This is a genomic window from Yersinia massiliensis (assembly GCF_003048255.1).
GTDB classification, from domain to species: domain Bacteria; phylum Pseudomonadota; class Gammaproteobacteria; order Enterobacterales; family Enterobacteriaceae; genus Yersinia; species Yersinia massiliensis_A.
The window spans coordinates 2,498,489-2,512,639 of sequence record NZ_CP028487.1 but is presented as its reverse complement, the minus strand read 5'-3'; the positions used below and the strand labels follow the sequence as shown (position 1 = coordinate 2,512,639).

Below are 14,151 nucleotides of genomic sequence, written 5' to 3'. Positions count from 1 at the left end.
TGTTAAGCCATAATCCATAACTAAACGTAATAACATATTATTATATATAACAAAAATGTTATTACGTTAGACAAGATTTAGCTAATGAGGTGAATGGGCGACGTTAAAGTTGCCATCCACCTCCGCTTTCACTGCAAGTTTTACGGGGGATGAAAATAGCCAACAAAGCTAATGCGTTAGAAATGGCCACTGTCTTGACGCCAAGCATCTGCGGTTAATGCTTCCCCAAAATGGCTAGAGATAAGGCGCTTTGTTAAATCATGCAGTGGGGACGCCAACACTTCAGCAGTACTCCCACGTTCGACCACTTCGCCTTCATGCATCACAATCACTTGGTCACTGATATGCTTCATCATGCCTAAGTGTTGGGTCACATAGACATAGGCGATGCCGTGTTTTTCTTGCAATTCCAGCATCAGGTTGATGATCTGCGAGCGCATAGACATATCCAGCGCAGCGAGTGCTTCATCGGCAACAATCACTTTAGGTTGCAGGATAAGCGCCCGCGCCAGTGCGATGCGCTGCTTCTGGCCTGATGCAAGCATATGAGGGTAATAGTTAGCGTGATCGGGTAGCAGCCCCACTTGTCGTAGCGTTTGATAAATGCGCTGCTCGCGAGCTGCGGCGTCTAAATCGGTATTCAGCTTCAAGGGCGCATCAAGCAATTGACCGACACGCTGACGCGGGTTCAGCGAAGTGCTGGGATCTTGAAAAATCATGCGAATACGTTGGCTACGATAGCCATAATCACCATAGACCAAGCGATGATCGTCAATCAACAGCTCACCTTCTGTGGGTTCAATCATGCCTGACAACATTTTTGCCAGGGTTGATTTCCCTGATCCGTTTTCACCAATCACCGCCAATGTTTGGCCTTCACGTAAAGTGAAGCTCACCGACTTGACCGCTTCGACATGTTGACGACGAAACAGCCCTGTACGATAGCGGAAAGTTTTACTGAGATTACGGACTTCGAGCAGCGTCTCGGCCATTATTGCTCCTCCAAATTTAAGGGGAAGTGACAGGCAAAGGCGTGGTTTTTGACCAGTCGTAAACGGGGTGTTTCAATACAAGTTTTCTGCGCATAGGGGCAACGAGGCCCAAGCCGACAGCCGATCGGTAAATGCTCAAGTGACGGAATCGCGCCTGGCAATGTATTCAAGCGGCTTTTATGGGGTAAAGAGCGGCCGAAATCCGGCATTGCACGAATAAGCGCTTGAGTATACGGGTGATGCGGTGCAGCCAGCAGATCCTCACAAACAGCACTTTCTACTGTTTGGCCGCAATAGAGCACGTTCACCCGATCAGCCCATTTACTCATCATTTGCAAATCATGACTGATCAGCAAAATTGTGGTGTTGTTATTTTGATTCAGCCGAGCCAACAGGCGGAAAATCTGCGCTTGCGTGGTGGGTTCCATCGCATTCGTCGGCTCATCAGCAATCAGTAGTCTTGGCTGGTTAGCCAGTGCGATAGCGATCATCACCTTTTGGCATTCACCTTCCGTCAACTCATAGGGATAGCTGCGCATAATATCCTTATGGTCTTTGATGCCAACACGGTGCAGTAATTCTATTGCTCGCCGTTTACGCCAATGAAAACGTTGCCACCAGCGGCCTTTGTAGGTCCAACCCGGAATGGCTTGGAACAACTGCTGACCGATACTTTCGGATGGATCCAGACAAGATTGCGGCTCTTGGAAAATCATCGAAATATTGTGGCCAATCACTTTACGGCGCTGGCGGGGTGTCAGTTGCAACAGATCAATATCATCAAAGCGGAAACGGTCAGCCGTAATGCGCCAGTTATCTTTGCTGACGCCACAAATAGCTTTGGCAATCAGACTCTTACCTGAGCCAGACTCCCCAACCAAGCCACGAACTTCACCTTCCGTCAGGGTGATACTGATGCGGTCAACGGCTTTAACCATCCCTTCGGCGGTCATAAACTCGATGGTGAGGTTACGAATATCGAGTAGCGGCATTATTCCACCCCTGCATTAATGGCGCGACGCATACCATCACCCAATAGATTCACCAGCAACACACTCACTAAAATCGCCGCTCCCGGTAGCATCACAGTCCAAGGCGCAACATAAACGAGATCCAGTGAGTCTCCCAGCATCGCCCCCCATTCTGGTGAGGGTAACTGTGCGCCCAAATCTAGAAAACCTAATGCAGCAATATCTAAAATCGCCATCGATAAAGCACGGGTAAACTCAGTGACTAACACCGCCGCAATATTGGGAAAAATGGCATAAGCCAAAATATGTGGGGTGGAGGCTCCATCTAGGCGAGCAGCAACCACATATTCTTTATCTAATTCATCATGTACTGCGCTATAAATGGTGCGAACCATTCGCGGCAATAAAGCCAGCCAAACTGCAAACATCGCATGTTCTAAACTGGGGCCAACAAAGGCGACAACGATGATGGCCAACAGCAGCGATGGGATAGAAAGCAATGTATCCAGCACGTGATTGAGAATAGCCGAACGAAAACCGTGGGTGATACCCGCGAAAACACCCAGTATCACGCCGCACAGGGCTGCTGCGAGTGTTACCAACAATGCCGAGCCATAAGTGGATGCGGCTCCAGCTAATAAGCGGCTTAAGATATCGCGGCCAAGATCATCTGTGCCGAGGAAGAATGAAACGTTACCGTAGCGTGACCACGAAGGTGGGAGCAGTTGGTAACCGAGAAACTGTTGGTCGAGGGCGTAGGGGGCCAGTGTACTCCCCAGCAAACACAGCACTAACAAGCCGAGGACGCCATAAAAACCGACCATGGCTAAGGTATCAGTGTAGAAAAGCCGCCAAGTGTACAGCAGTGGGCTAGGCATCTTCTTTTCGCGATAAACATTATCGAAGGGCATACCATTCCTTATGCTTTAACGGCGTCATCATTGCGCCCACAATATCTGACAAAACGTTAATAACAATCACCAATGAACCGACGACCATCACACCCGCAGAGATAGCGGCGTAATCTTGTTGCCGTATGGCATTTATTAACCAACGGCCTAGCCCCGGCCAGTTAAAGACCACTTCGGTTATCATCGCCAATGTCAGCATGGTGGAAAACTGCAGGCCTAACTTCGGAATAATGGGGGGCAATGCGTTATGTAGAACGTGGCGGCGGATAATCGTGAACCGCGATAAACCCCGTGTTGCGGCCGCTTTAATGTAGTTCTGACCGATGACATCATCAGTGCTGGTACGCATAAGGCGAATAACTTCTGTCGTTGGGGCGACAGCCAGTGCAGTGATAGGCAAAATCATATGTTGAATTGCACTGAGCATCATCTCTTCTCGGTACGGTGAAGGGGATAGCCAAGCATCCACTAAAGCCAGTCCGGTGACGGGTTTGACTTGATATAACAAGTCGTACCGTCCAGAAACGGGTAGCCAACCTAAATGCAACGAGAAGAACAACATAAGCAGCAAGGCCAACCAAAAAACGGGGACAGAAAAGCCGACCAATGCAATGGAACTGATAGCAATATCGGGCCATTTACCGCGCATCACACCCGCAATAATCCCCAAGGGAATGCCGATAAACAGTGCCAGTGAAAAGGCCAGAACACATAATTCCATCGTGGCGGGGAAAGCTTCACGCAGTTGCTCGCTAATCGGTTGGCCGTTAATGCTGGACACACCGAAATCCCACTGCAGTAAACTGCTGAAATAGAAACGATAAGCATCGAGTAACGCCACGCCGTTTAGCGGCGCATGTGGGGTGAAATAGCTCAAGCTAAAACTGACCAGCGATAACATAAATAGTGTTATCACTAGCAGCAATAAGCGCCGCAAGGTAAAGATAATCATGGCTTTTTGCCCTCATCGCTTTCGCGGAATACACCAGCAAAAGATGAATTGCCAAACGGGCTTAATACCAAACCTTTAATATCATAGCGATATGCCTGAAGCCGTAACGATGATGCTAATGGCAGCAGCGGTAATTGCTGCTCAAGAATACGCTGAGCCTGCTGATAATATTCAATACGCGCCGATAGTTGCTGAGAACGTAGTGCTTTTTGCAGCAGTTCATCAAATTCAGGGTCACACCAATGAGCATAGTTTGTTTGCGAACGAATTGCTGCACAGCTTAAAAGTGGGCGGAAAAAACTGTCTGGATCGTTACTGTCCGTTGACCAACCCGACAGGGTTAAATCGTGATTCATCTCCATCAGGCGGGCTTCTTGGAAACGGCCTTCGACCGGGACGATATTGACCGTAATACCGACTTGAGCTAAATCTGCCTGAATCAACTCCGCCGTTTTTAGTGGGCTAGGGTTGTAAGATTGCGATGCTGTTGGCACCCATAAATTAAGCTGTAATTTAGTGAGCCCCAATTCTTTAAGGATGGCCTTAGCTTTTTCAGGATTATATTCGGTGACCTGAGCCTGATTGTCGTAAGCCCATGATGCACGCGGTAAGATAGAGGCGGCCGTTTCAGCAGTACCGTAATAAATTGACTGCATCAATCGTTGGTTGTTAATCGATAGCGCAATGGCTTGGCGCACGCGTTGGTCATTCAGAGGCGGTTTACGGGTATTAAACGCCAGATAGGCGACATTCATCCCAGGGCGCAGCGTTAGGCGCAGGCGAGGGTCATCACGTAAAATAGATAACTGACTAGCTGCTGGATAAGCCAACACATCACATTCGCCCGTCAGTAATTTGGATAAGCGTCCCGTCCCACCCGCACCCAAATCGATAACGACTTGAGGCATGCGCGGTAAACCTTTCCAATAGTCGCTATTGCGGAACAAACGGATATATTGCCCAGACCGATATTCATTTAATAAGAAAGGACCGGTTCCTACAGGCTCGCGATCGATCTGCTCTTGGCGGCCTTTCTTTGTTAAGTCATCGGCGTATTCAGCAGACAGTACGGGGGCATAGTGGGTAGCTAAATGCCAGAGAAACGATGCATCAGGTGCTTTCAGCTTAAATTCGACCGTGTGATCATCCAACTTTTTGACACTTTGCACGGCATCGGCAAATTGTAAACTGTCAAAATAAGGGTACTCGCCGCCATTGACGCCATGGTAAGGATGTTCTGGATCAAAGACTCGCTGGAAACTGAACACTACGTCATCGGCGTTCATCATCCGAGTGGGGGTAAACCAGTCGGTTGTCTGGAAGGGGACGTCTTTACGTAAATGAAAACGGTAGGTAGCGCCGTTATCTAACACTTGCCAGCTCTCGGCTAATTCAGGGATGAGTCGATAAGTATAAGGATCAACATCCAGCAGGCGGTCATACAACTGTGCTGCCAACGTATCAATGGTTAATCCACTACTGGCCATCTGCGGATTAAAGGTATTCAGTATCCCGCTAACGCAATAAACAAATCCACGCTGGCGAATATCGGGCAGCGGTTGGTCAGGTAAGGGGGCTGGGGCAGTTTGCGCCAACACAGGGGTCGCAAGGCACGCCAGCGACAGCATCCAAATGAGTAAAACACGCATAAACGCTTCGCAGTCAGTAAGCAATACACTCAGTGTACCGTAATCTGACAGCGCCCCCAATCCATTGAGCAAAACTACTTCGCTGTCTGCTGGTTGTTGCATCAGTTGATGATAATTCCATCACTATTCATATGGTAATGAGAAAAATTCTCAATAAACTATTTACAAGTGCTATTGATAACTATTATCATTGCTCTGCTCTTCGGGATAAAGCCAACAGTTTCAGGCTTTTGATAGGAAAGCACGACATTGCTCACATTGCTTCCAGTATTATTTAGCCAGCTCGGGTGCTGGCTTTTTTTTACCCTTCGTCCTTGAAGCCGCAGCAGCGTTAGCGGCACTCGTTCACCCGAATCACTTACTTGGGTAAGCTCATCGAAATCATTCGCCCGTTAAGATGGCATGTTTTTTTAGCATGCCACGTAGCTGATGGTACGTTAACCCTAGCAAACTTGCCGCTTTACGCTGATTAAAACGCGCCTGTTCCAATGCATGTTTGATCATCTGTTGTTCGCTATCATGCAGCCAATGTTTCAGGTCAATAGGCAGTGCTGGAAGTACGGATGAGTCATCTGTCGTGGTGGCTAAAGCCTGCGGTTCGATCACCGAGTGCTCATTGCTTGAGCGAGCGGCGAAAGGATTAATAATGATGTTATCCAGTGGCTGAATGTTGTCTCCATGGCGATACACAGAACGCTCAACCACATTTTTCAACTCACGCACATTGCCCGGCCAGAGGTACGCCAATAATTGCGCTTTTGCTGACGGCGTAAAACCGGGGAAAAGGGGGAGACCTAATTCGCGGCACATCTGGATGGCAAAATGTTCAGCCAATAACATGATGTCCTGCTGACGTTCGCGTAATGGTGGTAATTGCACCACATCGAAGGCGAGGCGATCCAGCAGGTCGGCGCGGAATTTACCAGCAGCGGCTAATGCAGGCAGATTGTCGTTGGTCGCACAAACTAGCCGGACATCGACTTGCAGCGGTTGGCTGCCGCCAACACGTTCCAGATGACCATATTCAATGACGCGTAATAATTTTTCTTGCACCAGCATCGGAGCCGTTGCCAGCTCATCCAGAAATAGCGTGCCGCCGTCAGCGCGTTCGAAGCGACCTAAATGTCGTTTTTGCGCGCCGGTAAAGGCACCCGCTTCATGGCCAAAGAGCTCGGAGTCGAGCAGATTTTCATTGAGAGCGGCGCAGTTCAGTGAGATGAAAGGCCCTTGCCAGCGCTCGGATAAATAATGCAGCCGGTGGGCAATCAGTTCTTTACCGGTACCGCGTTCGCCAATCACCAATACAGGTTTATTCAGTTTCGCCAGCCCAGAAACTTGTTCCAGCACTTCGACAAATGAGTTTGCTTCGCCCAATAGATTATCTAATTGCTCAGTCATGATGAAATTCGCCAATTATTGGTTAATATAATCACTCTACATTTTTATGCTGAATAGGCAAAAATATTTTTTTGTTATTTTTCATGTGATTATGATTTTTAAAAAGTTGGCACGACTCTTGATATTGTCTACGTGAATGAATATTTCTCTGCGGGTAGCATTAAGCATGATTAAGCGTCTACGAGTAACACAGCCGAACGCTATTACGTCAGAGAGTTAACACGTCAAAGAGGATATTAATTATGGGTATTTTTTCACGCTTTGCCGATATCGTGAACGCTAACATCAATACATTACTGGACAAAGCGGAAGACCCGCAAAAATTAGTCCGGCTGATGATTCAAGAAATGGAAGATACGTTGGTTGAGATTCGCTCAACCTCTGCCCGTGCTTTGGCTGAGAAAAAACAGCTGTTGCGTCGCATTGATCATAGCGAAACCCAGCAACAAGAGTGGCAGGAAAAAGCCGAACTGGCCTTGCGTAAAGATAAGGAAGACTTAGCTCGAGCGGCACTGATTGAAAAGCAAAAAGTGGCGGCACTCACCGACACATTAAAGCATGAAGCGGCCACTGTGGATGAAACACTAAGCCGAATGAAGCATGAAATCACAGAGCTGGAAAGTAAATTAACTGAAACCCGAGCCCGCCAGCAAGCACTGACCTTACGTCATCAGGCAGCTGCATCATCTCGCGATGTTCGCCGCCAGTTAGACAGCGGCAAACTGGATGAAGCAATGGCGCGTTTTGAACAGTTTGAGCGCCGTATTGATCATATGGAAGCGGAAGCTGAAACCGTTGGCGTCGGTAAACAAAAGTCATTGGATCAGCAATTTGCTGAACTCAAAGTTGACGATGAAATCAATAACCAATTGGCTGCACTGAAAGCGAAAATGAATTCAGCACAGTGACATGTTGCTTAGCAACCATCATGTTGCCTAGTAGCAAAAACAGGCAGGCCATCGCCAAAAGGTGGCCTGCCATAATGAAAATGCAGATATCCGCAAAAAAATGATTAAGGGGAACGAATGAGTATCCTGTTTCTTGCCATACCGCTGACAATTTTTGTGCTTTTTGTGGCCCCTATCTGGTTATGGTTACATTACAGTAATCGCCAGCAAAGCGGTGCTCAACTGAGCCATCAGGATATGCAACGCCTGTCTCAGTTGACAGATGATGCGCGTCGGATGCGCGAACGGATCCAGTCATTGGAAGAGATCCTTGATGCTCAGCATCCGAACTGGAGGCAGTCATAATGAGTAATAACTTTAAAAGTAATGTATTAAGCAGCAAGAAACTGTATCGGGTGCCAGAAGAAGGCATGATCAAAGGGGTGTGTGCGGGTTTGGCACACTATTTTGATATTCCAGTGAGATTGATTCGAGTGATGGTCGTGTTATCACTGTTTTTCGGTTTATTCGTCTTCACCATTGTAGCTTATATCGTACTGACGTTTATGCTAGAACCTGCACCCGCAGCCAGTTTCAGTGAACATCGTGAAGCGACACCTCGGCAACTTTTAGATCAACTCGAGTATGAGTTAGGTGCAGGGGAGCAACGTTTACGTCAAGTCGAACGCTATGTCACTTCAGATACATTTGTGGTGGAACGCCGTTTTCGTCAATTGTAATGCTGAAAGTAAGATGCTGACAAAATCAATATGACAACCCCTGCCGGAGGGCAATCGATGAACAATAATCCCGCCCGTACTCGAGCAGGTGTAGTATTAACCACATTGATGAAGATTATTTTTACTGTTGCATTGACCTATGGCCCAGCCGGTGCCGCGGGTTTTATTGTTAAGAATGTCAGCCGTAAGCCTCTGCGCTGGTTGCTGCTAATCATGCTGGAACCCATGCTAAAACGCGCAATGGCGGCAACGGCGGGTAAATTTGCTAAGGAGAAGCATGAAACGACTGCAAAATGAGATCACATCATTGGTTAACCGTGGGATGGACCGCCATCTCCGGTTGGCAGTAACAGGTCTGAGTCGTAGTGGTAAAACAGCATTCATCACTTCTTTAGTGAATCAATTACTTCATATTCACAGCGGCGCACGTTTGCCGCTGTTTTCTGCTGCGCGTGAGGAGCGGTTACTGGGTGTCAAACGTGTGCCACAGCGCGATCTCGGTATTCAGCGATTTACTTATGACGAAGGATTGGCGGCGCTGTATGGCACTCCACCTAATTGGCCGACGCCGACACGGGGTGTCAGCGAAATTCGTTTAGCGCTCCGTTTTCGATCCGGCGATTCTTTGCTGCGCCATTTTAAAGAAACATCGACATTATATTTAGAGATTGTCGATTATCCGGGCGAATGGTTGTTAGATCTCCCCATGTTGGAGCAAGACTATCTAAGCTGGTCGCGCCAGATGGCTGGCCTGTTACAAGGGGATCGCGAAACTTGGGCTCAACCTTGGCTAACGCTATGCCAGCAGTGTGACCCTCTCGCCCCAGCAGATGAGAATCAGTTGGCAGCCATTGCTCAGGCCTATACCGATTATCTGGTTCGCTGCAAAAATGAAGGGCTACATTTCATTCAGCCAGGCCGTTTTGTGTTACCTGGCGATATGGCGGGCGCACCTGCGTTGCAGTTTTTCCCTTGGCCAGATGTGAATGGCTTAGGTGAGTCTCGGCTAGCACAGGCAGACAAACACTCTAATTTAGGCATGCTGCGTACCCGTTTTAATTATTATTGCAACGCGATCGTCAAAGGCTTTTATAAAGAACATTTTGTGCGTTTTGACCGGCAAATCGTGTTGGTTGATTGCCTGCAACCCTTGAATAGTGGGCCGCAAGCATTTAACGACATGCGTTTGGCGCTGACACAACTGATGCAAAGTTTCCATTACGGGAAGCGCACTTTATTCCGGCGACTTTTCTCGCCATGTATCGATAAATTAATGTTTGCAGCGACCAAAGCAGACCATGTCACTGCTGATCAACATGCAAATCTGGTTTCGCTGTTACAACAACTCGTGCAGGAAGCTTGGCAGAACGCTGCATTTGAAGGTATCAGTATGGATTGTGTCGGCTTGGCTTCGGTACAGGCAACGGAAAGTGGGATAGTCGATCATCAAGGACAAAAAATACCCGCGCTACGGGGGCACCGCTTGCTTGATGGTGCGCCGCTGACCGTCTTTCCTGGTGATGTACCGGCCCGCTTGCCGGGGCCAGCATTCTGGCAACAGCAGGGCTTTCATTTTGATGAATTTCGCCCACAAGCGGTAAATGTCGATAGCCCATTGCCCCATATCCGGCTGGATGCAGTGATGGAGTTTTTATTGGGAGATAAATTGCGATGAGCGAACCATTGAAACCTCGCATCGATTTTGAACAGCCTTTGCAACCCTTGGATGAACCTGTACTGAAAGCGGCGCAAGCTTTTGATCATCAAGCTGCGGAGAATTTTTATCCCGCAGCCCCCGAATTGGACGCGGAAGCCGAAGATGGCCGAGTGGAAGGGCTGGTCAATGCCGCGTTGAAACCGAGGCGCAGTCTGTGGCGCAAAATGGTGACCGCAGGTCTGGCACTCTTTGGCGTCAGTGTGATTGCGCAGTCGGTGCAATGGGTCAATCAGGCCTGGCAACAACAGGATTGGATAGCATTGGGTGCGACGACCGCAGGTGGGCTGATTGTACTGGCGGGCGTGGGATCAGTGCTGACGGAATGGAGGCGTTTATACCGTCTCCGGCAGCGGGCGGAAGAGCGGGATATTGCGCGTGAATTGTTAGTCAGTCACGGGATTGGTCAGGGGCGTGCTTTTTGTGAAAAACTGGCTCGCCAAGCAGGGTTGGATCAAGGACATCCGGCACTCCAGCGCTGGCAAGCCTCGCTTCATGAAACTCATAACGATCGGGAAGTGGTCGAGCTTTACGCTAAATTGGTGCAGCCTGCGCTAGATAATCAGGCGAGAGCCGAAATTAGTCGATATGCAGCTGAATCGGCTTTAATGATCGCCGTCAGCCCGTTGGCATTGGTCGATATGGCGTTTATTGCATGGCGTAATATTCGACTGATTAACCGTATTGCTACCCTTTATGGCATCGAATTAGGGTATTTCAGCCGTATCCGTTTGTTCCGTTTAGTCTTGCTCAATATCGCCTTTGCAGGCGCTTCGGAATTAGTGCGAGAAGTCGGGATGGACTGGTTATCGCAAGATCTGGCTGCACGTTTATCTGCTCGTGCAGCACAAGGGATTGGGGCAGGGTTACTCACCGCACGACTGGGAATCAAAGCGATGGAGCTGTGCCGACCGTTGCCTTGGCTGGAGGGAGATAAGCCCAAGTTAGGGGATTTCCGCCGCCAATTGGTTAGCCAATTGAAAAATACGTTGCCAAAGAAAGACAAGTCGAACCAATAGTGGCTAACGCTGAGTCACCACAATGGTTATTTCAGCCGCGGATCAAAAGAGAACGGAAGCGGTTTGACACTGTTCAAGTAAGCCTGAAAGTCTTTGTGGCGTGGATTGACCAACATATTATTTTCTGAAGGCACCAGAGTGGAGGGCACCAGTAATCCAACGGAGGATTCTGATTCTAACCACTCGGTGCCAACATCCATTGTCGTGGCGGGAGCTGGATCGTTGCGCCAGTCGATGGGCCAATCGGTTGGATGCAACAGCATAATATTGTTGTCATCAATTTCAATTTGAAATAGCTCAAACTCACTGAGGGTTGAACTGTCTTGAATATGCGCCAACGTTTCTAACATCGCTAACGATACGCTGCTGGCTAAATAAATCGCGGAGTGGCCCTTATGGTTCCAGCGGCCACCATAGATTTCAGCGCCATAACCCGTCCATGCTGAGGCCAAATAACGGCGCATCACAATACGGTAAAGCTTCATAAATGTCGGTCCATCGAGTTGTCTGTCATCGTATCCTTACCTTTTTATTCCGCTAACCACAGGATTAAGAGAATACGCCGTGCTCCAGCCGCCCAATTAAGTCACAGACTTCTAAGGCGCCGGTTTCTGTCTCTAATAATGAATCAGGACTGCGGTGGCCCAAACCTTTAATCGGTGTTGACATCCAAGTGATAGCCTTGCCTTTATCGCCACCAAAAAGATCAACGGCAGCATCCATGACGCGTACAAAACGCGCAATTCGCTCACTCTCTTCCGGCGTGAAACGGCCATCATGAGTGCGCCGACGGGTCAGGCTACGGCTGGGGATCCCTGTTGCGCGTAGAATCTCAGATTTAGGTATCGCAGCCCAAAGGTGAATGCTATCGATAACGTCAACCGAAAACCCTAACTTTATGCTGTCGACCAAGATGGTGCCGCGGCTGGCGGGTAGACCTATTTCACGCCAGAGCGCGCCTGTTTTGGCTGTTGGGGTGGGGTGATATGCTCTCATGTAACCTCCTCGGTCATATGGCTACCCATACTATAGCCAGTTGGCCGAAATAAAGCAAAGTGTCACTGGACCTTGACGCAGAAGTTGACGTGACTGAGCATTATTTTATTCCGAATAATTCATTGAAAAAATAATATGCAACTAAATAATAAGGCGCGATTAGTCGATAATTTCCTATTTATTCCAGTTGAAGGGTAAAAAAGACAGCAAAAAGCCGATGCCTGTCAACTTTTGCTGACAGACTGCTTCATCAGTGAGAAGGGACAGGGTATTATCTTAGGTAGAATTCCGCACCTGCCATATATAAGGTCGATACTGATGCGCTTGGAAGTTTTTTGCGAAGACCGAATCGGTCTCACAAGAGAATTACTTGATCTCTTGGTTTTACGCAGCATTGATTTACGGGGGATTGAAATTGATCCAATTGGTCGCATTTACCTGAATTTCTCACAATTAGATTTCAGTGTATTCAGTGCACTAATGATGGACATACGCCGTATCAACGGTGTAACAGATGTCCGGACAGTCTCTTTTATGCCATCAGAACGCGAGCATCGCTCTCTACGTGCGTTGCTTGAATCCATGCCAGAACCCGTCTTTTCTATCGATTTAAAAGGTAATCTTGAGTTAGCCAACCCCGCAGCACGTGATCTATTTTCCCTTAATGAGGATAAGATCCGCCATAAAACAGCGGGCGGTCTACTGGGCGGCTACAATTTTGCTCGCTGGTTCGAAGAGGGAGGAACGGCCCCTCATACCGAGCGTGTGTTGATCAACAATCAGGATTATCTGATGGAGATCACCCCTATCGAGCTAGAAGACGAAAATCAACAAAATCAGACTGTTGGTGCTGTGGTGATGCTGAAATCCACCGCTCGTATGGGGCAACAACTTCAATTCTTGTCGGTTAACGATGACAGTGAATTCAAGCAAATTGTCGCCACAAGCACGAAAATGCGGCAAGTACTTGAACAAGCGCGCAAGCTAGCCATGCTGGATGCACCATTGTTATTAGTCGGTGATACAGGAACAGGCAAAGACCTTTTAGCGCGAGCCTGCCACTTGCGTAGCCCGCGCGGGAAAATGCCCTTTCTCGGTCTTAACTGTGCTTCATTGCCAGACGATGTCGTGGAAAGCGAGCTGTTTGGCTATGCGGCAGGAGCTTACCCTAATGCTGTAGAAGGCAAAAAAGGCTTCTTTGAACAGGCTAACGGTGGCTCGGTATTGCTCGATGAAATCGGCGAAATGTCACCACGCATGCAAATTAAACTGCTCCGTTTCCTCAACGATGGCACTTTCCGTCGAGTGGGTGAAGAACATGAAGTTCATGTCGATGTGCGGGTCATCTGCGCGACGCAGAAAAATCTAGTGGAGTTGGTTCAGCGTGGGGAATTCCGCGAGGATTTATATTATCGCCTCAATGTATTGACTATCACTTTGCCGCCGTTACGTGAGCGTCAGGCTGATATCATGCCGCTTACTGCACTGTTTGTGGCACGCTTCTCTGATGAACAAGGTGTGCCTCGGCCAAAACTGGCCCCTGAGCTCAGTAATTTTCTGACTCACTATGGTTGGCCGGGTAATGTACGACAACTTAAAAATGCCATTTATCGTGCTTTGACCCAGTTGGAAGGTTCCGAGCTAAGACCACAGGATATTATCTTACCCGAGTTTGAGGTTGAAGCTGCGCTGGGGGACGAGGTACTTGATGGTTCGCTTGATGACATTAGCAAGCGATTCGAACGCTCTGTTCTGACAAGACTTTATCGCAATTATCCGAGCACACGTAAACTGGCTAAGCGGCTGGGTGTTTCTCATACCGCGATCGCAAATAAGCTACGTGAATATGGCTTAAGCAGTAAGCGGCCTGCAAATGATGAAGGTGAAGAAGAGTAAGCAGCAAATCAGCTTGAGAATAATGG

The 14,151-nt window shown here is 48.5% G+C and carries 15 protein-coding genes; 7 read left to right on the top strand and 8 right to left on the bottom strand.

The annotated features are described in order from the left end of the window. Positions 1–176 precede the first annotated feature (176 nt). The 6 genes from sapF to pspF form a co-directional block, all read right to left on the bottom strand. Positions 177–992: a putrescine export ABC transporter ATP-binding protein SapF gene (sapF, locus tag DA391_RS11715; RefSeq protein ID WP_050081135.1), complete on the bottom strand. Its 816-nt coding sequence runs from the start codon at positions 990–992 to the stop codon at positions 177–179. Beyond that, positions 992–1,984 (bottom strand): putrescine export ABC transporter ATP-binding protein SapD, encoded by a 993-nt coding sequence (sapD, locus tag DA391_RS11710; RefSeq protein WP_049608367.1) that lies wholly within the window; start codon positions 1,982–1,984, stop codon positions 992–994. Before sapD ends, sapF begins: the two co-directional genes overlap by 1 nt. Continuing rightward, entirely contained in the window at positions 1,984–2,874 is an 891-nt protein-coding gene (sapC, locus tag DA391_RS11705) for a putrescine export ABC transporter permease SapC (protein ID WP_050081134.1), read from the bottom strand. The genes sapD and sapC overlap by 1 nt, the downstream gene beginning before the upstream one ends. Beyond that, the gene (gene sapB, locus DA391_RS11700) at positions 2,861–3,826 is read right to left on the bottom strand and encodes a putrescine export ABC transporter permease SapB (protein ID WP_019209924.1); all 966 of its coding nucleotides are present in this window, start codon (positions 3,824–3,826) and stop codon (positions 2,861–2,863) included. Before sapB ends, sapC begins: the two co-directional genes overlap by 14 nt. Next, positions 3,823–5,475 carry an ABC transporter substrate-binding protein SapA gene (sapA, locus tag DA391_RS11695; protein ID WP_050285793.1) on the bottom strand — a complete coding sequence of 551 codons (1,653 nt, stop codon included), beginning with the start codon at positions 5,473–5,475 and terminating at the stop codon, positions 3,823–3,825. The genes sapB and sapA overlap by 4 nt, the downstream gene beginning before the upstream one ends. A gap of 381 nt (positions 5,476–5,856) precedes the next feature. Next, positions 5,857–6,873 carry a phage shock protein operon transcriptional activator gene (gene pspF, locus DA391_RS11685; RefSeq protein ID WP_050081133.1) on the bottom strand — a complete coding sequence of 339 codons (1,017 nt, stop codon included), beginning with the start codon at positions 6,871–6,873 and terminating at the stop codon, positions 5,857–5,859. A gap of 242 nt (positions 6,874–7,115) precedes the next feature. Here pspF and pspA point away from each other — a divergent pair, with 242 nt between their 5' ends. The 6 genes from pspA (at position 7,116) to DA391_RS11655 (ending at position 11,233) form a co-directional block, all read left to right on the top strand. Then, positions 7,116–7,781 carry a phage shock protein PspA gene (gene pspA / locus DA391_RS11680; protein ID WP_050285587.1) on the top strand — a complete coding sequence of 222 codons (666 nt, stop codon included), beginning with the start codon at positions 7,116–7,118 and terminating at the stop codon, positions 7,779–7,781. Between the two features lie 117 nt (positions 7,782–7,898). Continuing rightward, on the top strand, positions 7,899–8,126 hold the full coding sequence (gene pspB, locus DA391_RS11675) for an envelope stress response membrane protein PspB (RefSeq protein WP_050285588.1): 228 nt from the start codon (positions 7,899–7,901) through the stop codon (positions 8,124–8,126). Beyond that, the gene (gene pspC / locus DA391_RS11670; RefSeq protein ID WP_050285589.1) at positions 8,126–8,500 is read left to right on the top strand and encodes an envelope stress response membrane protein PspC; all 375 of its coding nucleotides are present in this window, start codon (positions 8,126–8,128) and stop codon (positions 8,498–8,500) included. The genes pspB and pspC overlap by 1 nt, the downstream gene beginning before the upstream one ends. Before the next feature lie 57 nt (positions 8,501–8,557). After that, positions 8,558–8,797, top strand: coding sequence for a phage shock protein PspD (gene pspD / locus DA391_RS11665; protein WP_019209930.1), 240 nt, complete (start codon positions 8,558–8,560; stop codon positions 8,795–8,797). Then, on the top strand, positions 8,778–10,175 hold the full coding sequence (locus DA391_RS11660) for a YcjX family protein (protein WP_050081130.1): 1,398 nt from the start codon (positions 8,778–8,780) through the stop codon (positions 10,173–10,175). The genes pspD and DA391_RS11660 overlap by 20 nt, the downstream gene beginning before the upstream one ends. Beyond that, positions 10,172–11,233: a YcjF family protein gene (locus tag DA391_RS11655; RefSeq protein ID WP_050081129.1), complete on the top strand. Its 1,062-nt coding sequence runs from the start codon at positions 10,172–10,174 to the stop codon at positions 11,231–11,233. Before DA391_RS11660 ends, DA391_RS11655 begins: the two co-directional genes overlap by 4 nt. Positions 11,234–11,259: 26 nt before the next feature. On the opposite strand, the gene DA391_RS11650 is transcribed toward DA391_RS11655, so the two are convergent. Further along, positions 11,260–11,718, bottom strand: a complete 459-nt coding sequence (locus tag DA391_RS11650) for an RES family NAD+ phosphorylase (RefSeq protein WP_050081128.1) — start codon at positions 11,716–11,718, stop codon at positions 11,260–11,262. Between the two features lie 64 nt (positions 11,719–11,782). Then, on the bottom strand, positions 11,783–12,229 hold the full coding sequence (gene xre, locus DA391_RS11645; RefSeq protein ID WP_050081127.1) for a type II toxin-antitoxin system antitoxin Xre: 447 nt from the start codon (positions 12,227–12,229) through the stop codon (positions 11,783–11,785). A gap of 318 nt (positions 12,230–12,547) precedes the next feature. Between xre and tyrR the strand changes: the two genes are divergently transcribed. Beyond that, a complete protein-coding gene (tyrR, locus tag DA391_RS11640; RefSeq protein WP_050081126.1) occupies positions 12,548–14,125 on the top strand; it encodes a transcriptional regulator TyrR in 1,578 nt (525 codons plus the stop codon). Positions 14,126–14,151 lie beyond the last annotated feature (26 nt).

Coding starts and splice junctions, on each gene's coding strand:
- pspD (WP_019209930.1), top strand. CDS start 8,558: ATGAACAATAATCCCGCCCGTACTCGAGCAGGTGTAGTATTAACCACA.
- sapD (WP_049608367.1), bottom strand. CDS start 1,984: ATGCCGCTACTCGATATTCGTAACCTCACCATCGAGTTTATGACCGCC.
- pspA (WP_050285587.1), top strand. CDS start 7,116: ATGGGTATTTTTTCACGCTTTGCCGATATCGTGAACGCTAACATCAAT.
- pspC (WP_050285589.1), top strand. CDS start 8,126: ATGAGTAATAACTTTAAAAGTAATGTATTAAGCAGCAAGAAACTGTAT.
- sapB (WP_019209924.1), bottom strand. CDS start 3,826: ATGATTATCTTTACCTTGCGGCGCTTATTGCTGCTAGTGATAACACTA.
- sapA (WP_050285793.1), bottom strand. CDS start 5,475: ATGCGTGTTTTACTCATTTGGATGCTGTCGCTGGCGTGCCTTGCGACC.
- sapC (WP_050081134.1), bottom strand. CDS start 2,874: ATGCCCTTCGATAATGTTTATCGCGAAAAGAAGATGCCTAGCCCACTG.
- pspB (WP_050285588.1), top strand. CDS start 7,899: ATGAGTATCCTGTTTCTTGCCATACCGCTGACAATTTTTGTGCTTTTT.
- tyrR (WP_050081126.1), top strand. CDS start 12,548: ATGCGCTTGGAAGTTTTTTGCGAAGACCGAATCGGTCTCACAAGAGAA.
- xre (WP_050081127.1), bottom strand. CDS start 12,229: ATGAGAGCATATCACCCCACCCCAACAGCCAAAACAGGCGCGCTCTGG.
- DA391_RS11655 (WP_050081129.1), top strand. CDS start 10,172: ATGAGCGAACCATTGAAACCTCGCATCGATTTTGAACAGCCTTTGCAA.
- DA391_RS11660 (WP_050081130.1), top strand. CDS start 8,778: ATGAAACGACTGCAAAATGAGATCACATCATTGGTTAACCGTGGGATG.
- pspF (WP_050081133.1), bottom strand. CDS start 6,873: ATGACTGAGCAATTAGATAATCTATTGGGCGAAGCAAACTCATTTGTC.
- sapF (WP_050081135.1), bottom strand. CDS start 992: ATGGCCGAGACGCTGCTCGAAGTCCGTAATCTCAGTAAAACTTTCCGC.
- DA391_RS11650 (WP_050081128.1), bottom strand. CDS start 11,718: ATGAAGCTTTACCGTATTGTGATGCGCCGTTATTTGGCCTCAGCATGG.